Below are 13,802 nucleotides of genomic sequence, written 5' to 3'. Positions count from 1 at the left end.
CGCTCTTAGTGAACCATCATGTTCTGGTTGAGGTTCCACATAATCCAGATCGAGCCGACCACCAGAATGGCAATAATCAGCACCGTAAAGGCGAAGGCCACCAGGTTCCAACGCTCACTCGACGAGGTGTTCAGATGCAGGAAGCACACGAGGTGCACCAGAATCTGTACGACTGCGGTAACCAGCACCACGCCCAGAATAGTGGCGTGGGAGGCGGTACCTGACATGACCATCCAGAACGGGATAGCCGTCAGGATGATAGACAGGATAAAACCGGTCATATAGGTTTTAACGCTACCGTGGTGGGCGCCGCTGTGTTCAGTTGAATGACTCATTACATCGCCCCCATCAGATAAACGACCGAGAATACGCAGATCCAAACTACGTCCAGGAAGTGCCAGAACAGGCTCAGGCACATCAGGCGAGCGCGGTTGGTGTTAGTCAAACCGCGACGCGCCACGTGAATCATCATGAACGCCATCCACACCAGACCGGAAGTCACGTGCAGACCGTGGGTGCCTACCAGAGCAAAGAACCCTGACAGGAAGCCGCTGCGATCCGGCCCGAAGCCTTCAGCGATCAGATGATGGAATTCATAGATTTCCATCCCGACGAAGCCCGCACCGAACAGGAAGGTCAGCGCCAGCCAGGAGATAACCTGGCTTTTGTTGCCTTTGTTCATGGCGATGATCGCCATGCCGTAAGTGATGGAGCTGAACAGCAGCAGGGCAGTTTCGACCAGCACAAACGGCAGTTCGAAAATGTCTTTCCCTGCCGGACCGCCGGCAGTGCCGTTCACCAGAACGGCATAGGTAGCAAACAAGCAACAGAAAAGAATGCAGTCGCTCATCAGGTAGATCCAGAAACCAAAGACCTTATTGGTTCCCGCATCGTGGTGCCCATGCTCAGCGGCGTGGGCGTGTGTCTGTGTCAGAGTTTCAGTTGACATTTTTCAGCCCTGCTTTGGTAATTTCATCGAAATGCTGGTTTTCCAGTTTTTCGACTTCCGCAACCGGAACGTAGTAATCCACATCTTCGTCGAAGCTTTTCGCAATCCAGGTCACGATCATGCCGGCAAAGCCGATAATCGCCATCCACCAGATGTGCCAGATCATTGCGAAGCCAAATACCGTAGCGAATGCGGCAATGATGATGCCCGCAGCGCTGTTACGCGGCATGTGGATTTCTTCGTAATGAGTTGGCTGCTTATACGCTTCGCCTTTCTCTTTCATTTCCCAGAAAGCATCACGTTCGTGAACTTCTGGCAGATGAGCAAAGTTGTAGAACGGCGGTGGAGAAGAAGTTGCCCACTCCAGCGTACGGCCACCCCATGGGTCACCGGTCAGATCGCGGTTCTGCTCACGGTCACGAATAGAGACGTAGAACTGAATCAGCTGGCAGAGGATACCCAGAGCAATCAGCGCCGCACCGCAGGCTGCAACAACCAGCAGGGTGTGGAACTGTGGATCGATCTGCTGGCTCAGGCGACGGGTCATACCCATGAAGCCCAGCACGTACAGCGGCATAAACGCCACGAAGAAGCCGATGATCCAGAACCAGAAGGCGCGTTTGCCCCAGGTTTCGTTCAGGGTAAAGCCAAAGGCTTTCGGCCACCAGTAGGTCAGGCCTGCGAAGCAACCGAATACCACACCACCGATAATAACGTTATGGAAGTGGGCAATCAGGAACAGGCTATTGTGCAGTACGAAGTCAGCACCCGGTACGGCTAACAGAACACCGGTCATGCCACCAATAGAGAAGGTGACAACGAAGCCAATGGTCCACAGCATCGCGGAGTTGAAGACGATACGGCCCTGATACATGGTGAACAGCCAGTTGAAGATCTTCACCCCTGTTGGGATGGCGATAATCATCGTGGCGATACCGAAGAAGGCGTTTACGTTCGCGCCGCTACCCATGGTGAAGAAGTGGTGCAGCCAAACGATGAACGACAGTACGGTAATAGCGATAGTCGCCCACACCAGAGAGGTGTAACCGAACAGGCGCTTTTTAGAGAACGTCGCAACCACTTCTGAGAACACACCAAACACCGGCAGCACCAGGATATAAACTTCCGGGTGGCCCCATGCCCAGATGAGGTTGATGTACATCATCATGTTGCCACCCATATCGTTGGTAAAGAAATGGGTGCCAAGGTAGCGGTCAAGGGTTAACAGCGCGACGGTCACGGTGAAGATTGGGAACGCAGCGATAATCAGAACGTTGGTACACAGCGAAGCCCAGGTAAACACCGGCATTTTGAACATCGTCATGCCAGGGGTACGCATGTTCAGGATAGTAACGAAGAAGTTAATACCCGTCAGCGTCGTACCAATCCCTGAGAGCTGAAGTGCCCAGATCCAGTAGTCGACGCCGACCCCCGGACTGTACTCAATGCCCGAAAGCGGCGGATAGGCAACCCAACCGGTCTGAGCAAATTCGCCCACCCCAAGAGAAAGGTTAACCAGCACCACGCCTACAACGGTGAACCAGAAGCTCAGGTTGTTCAGGAACGGGAAGGCAACGTCACGCGCACCAATCTGCAACGGCACGACGAGGTTCATCAGGCCGATAACAAATGGCATCGCCACGAAGAAGATCATGATTACGCCGTGGGCGGTAAAGATCTGATCGTAGTGATGAGGTGGCAGGAAGCCCGCTTCGCCAGCCGAGGCCAGCACCTGTTGGCTACGCATCATGATGGCGTCGGCAAAGCCGCGCAGCAGCATGACGATAGCGACGATGACGTACATCACGCCAAGACGTTTGTGGTCAACCGAGGTGAGCCACTCTTTCCATAAATATTCCCACTTACCGAAGTAAGTGATAGCTGCAACTAGCGCCAGTCCCCCGACGATAATTGCCGCCACCGTAACCATGATAATGGGTTCATGGTATGGGACTGCATCCAGTGTAAGTTTTCCGAACATTTTTATTCCTCGGCCCCTTAGTGAGAGGTTTCCGCGTGACTCATGTCCATGCCTTCCATACCTTCGTGTGCTGCGTGCTCACCTTCTGGCTGGGTCATGTCCATGCTCTTCCCGTGCCCCATGAATTTGTCGATAACGGCTTTGAACAAATCAGGTTTAACAGCGGAGAAGTATTCGACTTTGTTGTATTCGCTTGGTGCGGCCAGCTTCTCGTAGGTCGCCATATCGTTCATGACTTCCGGAGACTGCTTGGCTTTGGCTACCCATTGGTTAAAGGTGTCCATGTCCGGCGTGGCGATTGCCTTGAACTTCATGCCGGAGAAACCTTTACCGCTGTAGTTAGACGAAATACCGTCGTAGGTGCCCGCTTCGTCGGCAATCAGGTGCAGTTTGGTCTGCATACCTGCCATTGCGTAGATTTGGCTACCCAGGCGCGGAATAAAGAAGGAGTTCATCACCGAGTTAGAGGTGATTTTGAATTCCACCGGGGTGTTGGCCGGGAAGGCGATTTCATTAACCGTGGCGATACCCTGCTCCGGATAGATGAAGAACCATTTCCAGTCCATAGCGATAACTTCAATGGTCACCGGCTTCGCTTCGTGAACCAGCGGACGGCTAGGCTCAAGGGCGTGAGTGGTTTTCCAGGTCAGAACCGCGAGGAAAATGATGATGAGGATGGGAATCGTCCAGACTACAGCTTCAACTTTGTTGGAGTGTGACCAGTTGGGGCTGTATTTGGCGTCTTTGTTTGATGCCCGATACTTCCAGGCAAAACCGATAGCCATCGCGATAGCTGGGATAACGACAATCAACATCAGCCCGAGAGCTGTCAGTATCAGTGAACGTTGTTCCAGTCCAATCTGTCCTTTGGGGTCAAGCAGTGCAGAATCACAGCCACTAAGTAAAAAAGTACCTGCGATTAATGACAACCATCCCAAACTTTTATTGTATTTCCTGAGTCTCATTTAACGACCTCAATTCCAGGGAGCTCTATTGTCGTTTAAAGTGTGCCGGCATTTTACGGGAAGGTTACATTACTGTAAACATGAATGGCATAGTGTCAGTGGGGTGTTACTGGCTTCTGCCGTCAATGTCACACGAAATGCAACAAATTTGTAAAATCGCGCATCCGACGCCTTCTCCAGCGATTTATAACAAAAACCTATTTTAGCAGAAATATGCAGGGTCAATTGGTATAACCAATCCTTTAATGAACCATGAATTAACAAATTGGTATCAATTGAGAAACGAAAAATTATCAAATTAATTTCGTACCGGGCTGAATCGTTAAAGTGAAAACGTGCGATTACCACCCTGCTAATAATTTTAAAAAACAGAGTTAAGTGTGAATTAATAATTCACGGTTCGAATGTGTTGTCGTTTATTTGGCCGCAATAATAACGGTGCTAAATAAATAAGGCGCGGTAACCTGTTCCCACGCCTTAGATCAGCGCCGTTTTGCGCAGCGCCAGATAGTCCAACAGCGCGCCTAGAACGACACCACCGATGGCAAACAGCGCGCCCCATTCCAAAAATTGGATGCTGAACGCCCAGTCTGTCAGGCCCGTCGAGTTGGTAATCAGGATAACCAGCCATACGGCGAGCAGACAGCAGCCTAAGGTTAGCGCACGTAGCGCAAAACGATAGGCCGGAGCGAACTCGCTGCGCGGCATAAAGCTTTCGGTTTTCTGGGTGTATTCGAGGGTAGATTTGCATAACAGCAGCAGCAAAATGCCCGGCACCGCCGCAAAGACCGAGAACAAATAAAATGTTGGCCAGCCGTGCGCTTCCACAAACCAGCCCGCAATCGGCCCAACGTACACGCGGCCAACGGCGGAAAGCGCGGAAAGCAGCGCAAACTGCGTGGCGGAAAACGATTTGTTGCACAGCGTCATCAGCAGCGCGACGAACGCCGCGGTGCCCATCCCGCCGCACAGGTTTTCAAAGAATACGGCGGCGGCCATGCTGAAAATGTGCTTGTCGGTAATGGACAGCAGCCAGTAACCGGCGTTTGAAATGCCCTGCAAAATGCCGAAAATCAGCAGCGCGCGGAACAGGGTCAGACGTTGCATCAGTACGCCACCGTACAGCGCGCCAAGAATGGTGGCGAACAGGCCAAGGGTTTTATTCACTACGCCCACTTCGCCCGCATCAAAACCCACGCCGCGAATCAGGAAGGTGGTGGTCAGGCTCATGGCGAACGCGTCGCCAAGCTTGTACATGACGATAAGCAGCAGGATCAGCCAGGCGTTGTTACGGCCAAAAAAGTCCTTGAGCGGGGCGACGACGGCCTGCTCAAGACTGCGCGGGACGGGAATGGCATCAGTGGGTTCTGGGGCAAGAATCGTTGCAACGATACAGGGCAGCAGCAGCGCCGCCATCAGCCAGTACATTCCCTGCCAGCCAAGATAGCGGTCCGCCAGCCAGAGCGCGAGGCCGCCTGAAACCAGCATCCCCAGGCGATAGCCGAGCACGCTGATTGCCGCACCGGCTCCGCGTTCTTCGGCAGAAAGCACGTCAGTTTTCCAGGCGTCGAAAACGATGTCCTGCGAGGCGGAGCAGAAGGCGATAATAACCGCCAGCGCGGCCATCCAGCGAAGCTGGCTGCCCGGCTCAAGAAAGCCCATCGCGGCAATGGCAATCAGCAGCAGAATTTGCGTAATCAGCAGCCAGCCACGGCGACGGCCGAGCAGCGGCGGCGTGTACCTGTCCATCACCGGCGACCAAAGGAACTTAAACACGTACGCCTGACCAACCAGCGAGAAGAAGCCGATGGTTTTCAGATCGATATTTTCGACCGTCATCCAGGCCTGCAAGGTGCCGGAGGTGAGCGCGAGGGGAAGTCCTGAGGCAAAACCAAGGATCAGTAAAATGGCTGATTTCGGCTGCTGGAAGATGCGTAAATACTGATTGGACATGCTTAGCTCGGGCATACAAAAGCCCGCATGGAGCGGGCTTATGAGGATAAATTAACGGGCGTTCGACTTAATAAATTCGTGAACGCTGGTGTCCTGGGCCATATCGGCAATGGTATCGGTCAGCACGGAGTTAACCGCGTTGGCGATATTCTTGTTGGTAGCCTGGAACGCACCTTCCACGTTGTAGCTGGAGCGGTAGTTTTTGGTCATCTTATTGCCGTTCTGCGCGGTGGCAATAATAGAGATATCCGCTTTGGTGGCGATGTTGTAGCGCACGTTACCCTGTGACACGTCTGCATACAGCTTGTTCACCACGATCTGCAAAGCAACCGGGCTGCTTGGGCCGATCATATAGCCGCGTGCGGTCATCTGTTTTTCCAGCACTTCTTGCAGCAGGAAACGCAGGTCGCGGGACGGGGTCAGGGTAACCAGCTGGTTATCACGGGTGACTTTAGCCAGCGCCTGATCGGTGCGTTGATCCGCGCCGTTGATGCTGACCGTCACGCCCATCAGGCTTGGATCCTGCTGTGGCAGGTTGATGGTTGGTGACACTTCAATGGTGGTTGGTGGTGTTGCACAGCTGGCCAGCATAAAAATGGCGACCAGCGGGAAGAATAATTTTTTTAACATGTTCGCTATCTCAATGTACTCAAAAGGGCGGGCAGAAAAAAACACGCCATCATAACACTGCGGTTGCCCAGTGGAAGGGCTTAACGCACGGAATTTCATCGCGTTGCGCTTTTATTAAGCATCAACAAAGCTATCAGACCTTTTTAGCCGTCAATAGTGCCCTAACACGTTAGGCTACAGAGGCCTGGCGTAGGAAATCGAACGAAAGCTAAATAATTGTTGGAATTACGTTATTAAAACGGTTAAAAGCGGCTAACATTTAAAGGGATGAGTGGCATCTCTGCGTAGTTGAGGAGAAAGTTCATGATGATACGCGAGCAAATAGAAACAAAACTAAGGGCTGCGTTCGAACCCGTGTTCCTGGAAGTCGTGGATGAAAGCTATCGTCACAATGTCCCGGCTGGTTCAGAAAGCCATTTCAAGGTTGTGTTAGTCAGCGATCGCTTTGTAGGAGAACGTTTTCTTAATCGCCATCGCATGATTTATGGCACGCTCAGTGAAGAATTGGCCAGCACCGTTCACGCTCTGGCTCTGCATACCTACACCATTAAAGAGTGGGAAGGGCTGCAGGACACCATTTTTGCATCACCGCCATGCCGTGGGGCTGGCTCCATCGCCTGAAAATAACCTTTCCGGGTTTGCAACCGAGGGAACTTTTCCTTTATGTTGCTCTCTGTTTACTGTATTTCTCGAAACGGCCTGCGGGCCGTTTTGTTTTGTCTCAGATACCCGGCACTTTTGCAGGGTTGAGGCAAAATATTCCAACAAATTGTGAAAAAGGCCGCAGCGACGTTACGTCGCCGTTCTCGACTCACCTAAGTGATGCCGCTATAATGCTGCGTCTTATTTTTCGGAATGTCTTCGGGACGATTCTGACGACAGGGATTGTGATTCTGATACAGAAGGCATCCCGGTTCTGTGAAGCAATATAGAGGGCTTCCAGAGTTGACCGAGCACTGTGATTTTTTGAGGTAACAAGATGCAAGTTTCAGTTGAAACCACTCAGGGCCTTGGCCGCCGTCTCACGATTACTATCGCTGCAGACAGCATCGAAACCGCTGTAAAAAGCGAGCTGGTCAACGTGGCAAAAAAAGTCCGTATTGACGGCTTCCGCAAGGGCAAAGTACCGATGACTGTTGTCGCTCAACGTTATGGCGCTTCTGTTCGCCAGGACGTGCTGGGCGAACTGATGAGCCGCAACTTCATTGATGCGATCATCAAAGAAAAAATCAATCCAGCAGGCGCGCCTAACTACATCCCAGGCGAATACAAAATGGGCGAAGACTTCACCTACTCCGTAGAGTTTGAAGTGTACCCAGAAGTAGAACTGCAGGGTCTGGAAGCAATCGAAGTTGAAAAACCCGTTGTAGAAGTGACTGATGAAGACGTTGACACCATGTTGGACACCCTGCGTAAGCAGCAGGCAACCTGGAAAGAAACTGACGCAGCAGCTACCGCTGAAGACCGCGTAACCATCGACTTCACCGGTTCCGTTGACGGCGAAGTATTCGAAGGCGGTAAAGCATCTGACTTCGTACTGGCAATGGGCCAGGGTCGTATGATCCCAGGCTTCGAAGACGGCGTTGTGGGTCACAAAGCTGGCGAAGAGTTCACTATCGAAGTGACCTTCCCGGAAGATTACCACGCTGAAAACCTGAAAGGTAAAGCGGCTAAGTTCGACATCGTTCTGAAGAAAGTTGAAGAGCGTGAACTGCCAGAATTCACAGAAGAATTCATCAAACGTTTCGGCGTTGAAGATGGTTCCGTTGCTGGTCTGCGTACCGAAGTGCGTAAAAACATGGATCGCGAGCTGAAAGGCGCGGTGCGTAACCGCATCAAGTCTCAGGCAATCGACGGTCTGGTTAACGCCAACAACATCGACGTGCCAGCTGCGCTTATCGACGGCGAAATCGACGTTCTGCGTCGCCAGGCTGCACAGCGTTTCGGTGGCAACGAGCAGCAGGCTCTGGAACTGCCGCGTGAGCTGTTCGAAGAACAAGCTAAACGCCGCGTTGTCGTTGGTCTGCTGCTGGGCGAAGTGATTCGTACCCACGAGCTGAAAGCTGACGAAGCACGCGTTAACGGTCTGATCGAAGAAATGGCTTCTGCCTACGAAGATCCGAAAGAAGTTATCGAGTTCTACAGCAAGAACAAAGAACTGATGGACAACATGCGTAATGTTGCTCTGGAAGAACAGGCTGTAGAAGCAGTTCTGGCGAAAGCGAAAGTTTCTGAAAAAGCGACTTCCTTCAGCGAACTGATGAACCAGCAGGCGTAAGCATTATTTTTGGCATCACCGCCAAAATTTCGCTGCATCAAGCCCGTCACCCACAGGTGGCGGGCTTTTTTTATCGCCCAGGCCGAGTCTGAACGTTGAATAAAACGAAGTTTCAGGGTTAGCGTAACAAGAAAAGGTTGTTATGCTTGAAACAGGGCGAAGCCATCCCCATAAAGTAGGGCATGGCTCCACAATACGACCCTGACTGATAATCCGTCCATTACAGGTAACGGGCGCAAGGAGCGTAGTCTTCTTTTCGCGTCTCAAGTAGAATCAGTACAGTAGGTTAGAAGGCTTAATTACTCCAGGAGACGGAAATGTCATACAGTGGCGAACGAGATCAATTAGCACCCCATATGGCCCTGGTGCCGATGGTTGTTGAACAGACATCGCGTGGTGAGCGTTCATACGATATTTATTCCCGTCTGCTCAAGGAACGTGTCATCTTCATGACCGGACAGGTCGAAGATCATATGGCTAACCTGATTGTGGCGCAGATGCTGTTTCTGGAAGCGGAAAACCCGGAAAAAGACATCTATCTCTACATTAACTCACCGGGTGGCGTAATTACGGCGGGTATGTCTATTTACGACACTATGCAATTTATTAAACCGGACGTCAGCACCATCTGTATGGGTCAGGCCTGTTCAATGGGTGCTTTCCTGCTGACTGCTGGTGCGAAGGGCAAGCGTTTCTGCCTGCCGAACTCGCGCGTAATGATTCACCAACCGCTGGGCGGCTACCAGGGTCAGGCAACGGACATCGAAATCCACGCCCGTGAAATCCTGAAGGTGAAAGCGCGCATGAACGAACTTATGGCGCAACATACGGGTAAATCTCTTGAAGAAATAGAAAGAGACACCGAGCGTGACCGTTTCCTCGCTGCCAGTGAAGCGGTAGAGTATGGCTTAGTTGACTCGATCCTGACGCACCGTAACTAATGCCCGAAAACAGTGGGCCATAGGCTATAGTAAAGTAGTGGCTCAACTTCACGCATACGATTGGCTGTGCCGCATCAAAGGCACTTGCGTCGTCCTGAAACGGTGCAAAGAAACAGATAAGAGGTTTTGACTTTATGACAGATAAGCGCAAAGACGGTTCAGGCAAACTGCTGTACTGCTCTTTTTGCGGCAAAAGCCAGCATGAAGTGCGCAAACTGATTGCCGGGCCGTCAGTGTATATCTGCGATGAGTGTGTCGACTTATGTAACGACATCATTCGCGAAGAGATTAAAGAGGTGGCACCGCACCGTGAACGTAGCGCGTTGCCAACTCCACACGAAATTCGTCACCACCTTGATGACTATGTTATCGGTCAGGAACAGGCGAAAAAGGTTCTGGCGGTGGCGGTTTATAACCACTACAAACGTCTGCGCAACGGCGATAGCACCAACGGCATTGAGCTGGGCAAAAGTAACATCCTGCTCATCGGGCCGACCGGTAGCGGTAAAACCCTGCTGGCTGAAACCCTGGCGCGTTTGCTGGATGTTCCTTTCACCATGGCCGATGCCACTACGCTGACCGAAGCGGGTTACGTGGGTGAAGACGTAGAAAACATCATTCAAAAACTGCTGCAGAAATGCGACTACGATGTGCAGAAAGCGCAGCGCGGTATCGTCTATATCGATGAGATTGACAAAATCTCCCGCAAATCTGACAACCCGTCCATCACCCGCGACGTATCCGGTGAAGGCGTGCAGCAGGCGTTGCTGAAGCTGATCGAAGGTACCGTGGCTGCGGTTCCACCACAGGGTGGCCGTAAACATCCGCAGCAAGAGTTCCTGCAGGTTGATACCTCCAAGATTCTGTTTATCTGTGGCGGTGCGTTTGCCGGTCTTGACAAAGTGATTGCTAACCGTGTTGAAACCGGTTCTGGCATTGGCTTTGGCGCAACGGTTAAAGGCAAGTCCGAGAAAGCGAGCGAAGGCCAGCTGCTCGGCCAGGTTGAGCCAGAAGATCTGATCAAATTCGGTTTGATCCCTGAGTTCATCGGTCGTCTGCCGGTCGTTGCAACCTTGAGCGAGCTGAGCGAAGAAGCCCTGATTCAAATCCTGAAAGAGCCGAAAAACGCCCTGACCAAGCAGTATCAGGCGCTGTTCAATCTGGAAGGCGTTGAGCTGGAATTCCGTGACGAGGCGCTGGACGCCATCGCGAAGAAAGCCATGGCGCGTAAAACCGGTGCTCGTGGCCTGCGTTCTATCGTGGAAGGCGCGCTGCTCGATACCATGTACGATCTGCCTTCTATGGAAGACGTTGAAAAAGTGGTTATCGATGAGTCCGTCATCGACGGCCAGTCTGAGCCGCTGCTAATTTATGGTAAGCCGGAAGCTCAACAAGCATCCGGTGAATAATTCGCCAAAATAACCAGTCAGTTAGTCAAAAAGGGGGGATTTTTATCCCCCTTTTATTTTTCCTTCATTCCTGCCATTGAATGTGCGGGAAACATCCCAATATACTGACTTACTTGCTGGTGATGCCACATGAGAGCGAAGGCATCGCCCCATCACCTGGCGGAAATTAAACTAAGAGAGAGCTCTATGAATCCTGAGCGTTCTGAACGCATTGAAATCCCCGTATTGCCGTTGCGCGATGTGGTGGTTTATCCGCACATGGTTATTCCACTGTTTGTCGGGCGCGAAAAATCCATTCGCTGCCTGGAAGCGGCCATGGACCACGATAAAAAAATCATGCTGGTGGCGCAAAAAGAGGCTTCAACGGACGAGCCGGGTGTTAATGACCTGTTCTCTGTGGGTACCGTTGCATCCATTTTGCAGATGCTGAAACTGCCAGACGGCACCGTAAAAGTGCTGGTTGAAGGCCTGCAGCGTGCGCGTATCACCACGTTGTCTGACAATGGCGACCATTTTGCCGCACAGGCCGAATACCTCGACTCGCCGGTCATTGAAGAGCGCGAGCAGGAAGTCCTTGTACGCACTGCCATTAATCAGTTTGAAGGCTACATCAAGCTGAACAAAAAAATCCCGCCAGAAGTGCTGACGTCGCTCAACAGCATCGACGATCCTGCACGTCTGGCAGACACCATCGCCGCACATATGCCATTGAAGTTAACGGACAAACAGTCCGTGCTTGAGATGTCAGATATTAACGAACGTCTCGAATATCTGATGGCGATGATGGAGTCTGAAATCGATCTGCTACAGGTTGAGAAACGTATTCGCAACCGCGTTAAAAAGCAGATGGAAAAGAGCCAGCGCGAGTACTATCTGAATGAGCAAATGAAGGCTATTCAGAAAGAACTGGGCGAAATGGACGACGCGCCGGACGAAAATGAAGCGCTGAAACGCAAAATCGACGCGGCAAAAATGCCGAAAGAAGCGCGCGAAAAAACCGAAGCGGAACTGCAAAAGCTGAAAATGATGTCGCCAATGTCTGCGGAAGCAACCGTAGTGCGCGGCTATATCGACTGGATGGTTCAGGTACCGTGGAACGCGCGCAGCAAGGTTAAAAAAGACCTGCGTCAGGCTCAGGAAGTTCTGGATACCGACCACTACGGCCTGGAACGCGTGAAAGACCGCATCCTGGAATACCTCGCAGTGCAGAGCCGCGTGAACAAGCTCAAAGGGCCAATTTTGTGCCTGGTTGGGCCTCCGGGCGTGGGTAAAACCTCCTTGGGCCAGTCCATTGCGCGAGCAACCGGACGTAAATACATCCGTATGGCGCTGGGCGGCGTGCGCGATGAAGCTGAAATTCGCGGCCACCGTCGTACCTATATTGGTTCGATGCCGGGCAAACTTATCCAGAAAATGGCGAAAGTAGGGGTTAAAAACCCATTATTCCTGCTGGATGAAATCGACAAAATGTCTTCGGATATGCGCGGCGATCCGGCTTCCGCACTACTGGAAGTGCTCGACCCTGAACAGAACGTGGCGTTCAACGACCACTATCTGGAAGTGGATTACGATCTCAGCGACGTGATGTTTGTTGCGACCTCTAACTCCATGAACATCCCGGCTCCGCTGTTGGATCGTATGGAAGTGATTCGCCTGTCCGGCTACACCGAAGATGAAAAGCTGAACATCGCCAAGCAGCACCTGCTGCCTAAGCAAATCGAGCGCAACGCCCTGAAAAAAGGTGAGATCACCGTTGAAGACAGCGCGATTAGCGGCATCATTCGTTATTACACGCGTGAAGCCGGCGTGCGTAGCCTGGAACGTGAAATTTCCAAGCTGTGCCGTAAAGCGGTGAAGCAGCTGCTGCTGGATAAAACGCTTAAGCACATCACCATCAACGGCGATAACCTGAAGGACTTCCTTGGGGTTCAGCGCTTTGACTATGGCCGTGCGGACAGCGAAAACCGCGTTGGGCAGGTGACTGGCCTTGCGTGGACGGAAGTTGGCGGCGATCTGCTGACCATCGAAACCGCATGCGTTCCGGGCAAAGGCAAGCTGACCTACACCGGATCCCTCGGTGAAGTGATGCAGGAATCTATTCAGGCCGCGCTGACAGTCGTACGCGCTCGTGCTGAAAAACTGGGCATCAACGGCGACTTCTATGAAAAACGTGATATTCACGTTCACGTACCGGAAGGCGCAACGCCGAAAGATGGCCCAAGTGCGGGTATCGCAATGTGTACCGCGCTGGTTTCCTGTCTGACGGGTAACCCGGTGCGCGCAGATGTAGCGATGACCGGTGAAATCACGCTGCGTGGTCAGGTTCTGCCAATCGGTGGTTTGAAAGAAAAACTGCTGGCTGCACACCGCGGCGGTATTAAAACCGTTCTGATTCCGGACGAAAACAAGCGCGATCTGGAAGAGATTCCGGACAACGTTATTGCCGATCTGGACATCCATCCTGTAAAGCGCATTGAAGAAGTTCTGGCGCTTGCCTTGCAGAATGAGCCTTACGGAATGCAGGTTGTAACCGCAAAATAGTGACCTGACGCAAATACAGTCAATAAAAACGGAGCTGGTAGGTGAATTGTCACTTGCCAGCTTTTTTTTGTGTCGCTAAGTTAGACAGCGGTAAGGGTTGTCACGTACAACGGATGTTGTGCGGGCATGACAGGCCTGATATAACTGCTGCGCGG

General features: G+C 52.1%; 11 protein-coding genes. 5 read left to right on the top strand and 6 right to left on the bottom strand.

Translation table 11 applies throughout. The features are described from left to right. Positions 1-5: 5 nt before the first annotated feature. The 6 genes from ACSPHG_RS18405 to ACSPHG_RS18380 all read right to left on the bottom strand — a co-directional run bounded on the left by ACSPHG_RS18405 (position 6) and on the right by ACSPHG_RS18380 (position 6,478). On the bottom strand, positions 6-335 hold the full coding sequence (locus tag ACSPHG_RS18405; RefSeq protein WP_435954919.1) for a cytochrome o ubiquinol oxidase subunit IV: 330 nt from the start codon (positions 333-335) through the stop codon (positions 6-8). After that, the gene (locus ACSPHG_RS18400; RefSeq protein WP_435954918.1) at positions 335-949 is read right to left on the bottom strand and encodes a cytochrome o ubiquinol oxidase subunit III; all 615 of its coding nucleotides are present in this window, start codon (positions 947-949) and stop codon (positions 335-337) included. Before ACSPHG_RS18400 ends, ACSPHG_RS18405 begins: the two co-directional genes overlap by 1 nt. Then, a complete protein-coding gene (gene cyoB / locus ACSPHG_RS18395) occupies positions 939-2,930 on the bottom strand; it encodes a cytochrome o ubiquinol oxidase subunit I (RefSeq protein ID WP_435954917.1) in 1,992 nt (663 codons plus the stop codon). Before cyoB ends, ACSPHG_RS18400 begins: the two co-directional genes overlap by 11 nt. A gap of 17 nt (positions 2,931-2,947) precedes the next feature. Continuing rightward, positions 2,948-3,895 (bottom strand): cytochrome o ubiquinol oxidase subunit II, encoded by a 948-nt coding sequence (cyoA, locus tag ACSPHG_RS18390; RefSeq protein WP_435954916.1) that lies wholly within the window; start codon positions 3,893-3,895, stop codon positions 2,948-2,950. Positions 3,896-4,372: 477 nt separating this feature from the next. Beyond that, on the bottom strand, positions 4,373-5,848 hold the full coding sequence (gene ampG / locus ACSPHG_RS18385) for a muropeptide MFS transporter AmpG (RefSeq protein ID WP_435954915.1): 1,476 nt from the start codon (positions 5,846-5,848) through the stop codon (positions 4,373-4,375). A gap of 51 nt (positions 5,849-5,899) precedes the next feature. Continuing rightward, entirely contained in the window at positions 5,900-6,478 is a 579-nt protein-coding gene (locus tag ACSPHG_RS18380; protein WP_435954914.1) for a lipoprotein, read from the bottom strand. A gap of 303 nt (positions 6,479-6,781) precedes the next feature. Here ACSPHG_RS18380 and bolA point away from each other — a divergent pair, with 303 nt between their 5' ends. The 5 genes from bolA to lon all read left to right on the top strand — a co-directional run bounded on the left by bolA (position 6,782) and on the right by lon (position 13,647). Beyond that, a complete protein-coding gene (gene bolA, locus ACSPHG_RS18375; protein ID WP_435954913.1) occupies positions 6,782-7,099 on the top strand; it encodes a transcriptional regulator BolA in 318 nt (105 codons plus the stop codon). A 358-nt stretch (positions 7,100-7,457) separates the two neighbouring features. Continuing rightward, a complete protein-coding gene (gene tig, locus ACSPHG_RS18370) occupies positions 7,458-8,756 on the top strand; it encodes a trigger factor (protein ID WP_435954912.1) in 1,299 nt (432 codons plus the stop codon). Positions 8,757-9,073: 317 nt separating this feature from the next. Then, positions 9,074-9,697: an ATP-dependent Clp endopeptidase proteolytic subunit ClpP gene (gene clpP / locus ACSPHG_RS18365; protein ID WP_167612148.1), complete on the top strand. Its 624-nt coding sequence runs from the start codon at positions 9,074-9,076 to the stop codon at positions 9,695-9,697. A 134-nt stretch (positions 9,698-9,831) separates the two neighbouring features. Further along, complete coding sequence (clpX, locus tag ACSPHG_RS18360; protein WP_435954911.1) at positions 9,832-11,106, top strand: ATP-dependent protease ATP-binding subunit ClpX; 1,275 nt, start codon at positions 9,832-9,834, stop codon at positions 11,104-11,106. A 186-nt stretch (positions 11,107-11,292) separates the two neighbouring features. Further along, the gene (lon, locus tag ACSPHG_RS18355) at positions 11,293-13,647 is read left to right on the top strand and encodes an endopeptidase La (RefSeq protein ID WP_435954910.1); all 2,355 of its coding nucleotides are present in this window, start codon (positions 11,293-11,295) and stop codon (positions 13,645-13,647) included. Positions 13,648-13,802: the final 155 nt, after the last annotated feature.

Source organism: Dryocola baronae, assembly GCF_051297175.1.
Taxonomy (GTDB): Bacteria; Pseudomonadota; Gammaproteobacteria; order Enterobacterales; family Enterobacteriaceae; genus Dryocola.
Note: the sequence above shows the minus strand (reverse complement) of the source record. Positions and strands in the feature narration are given on the sequence as shown.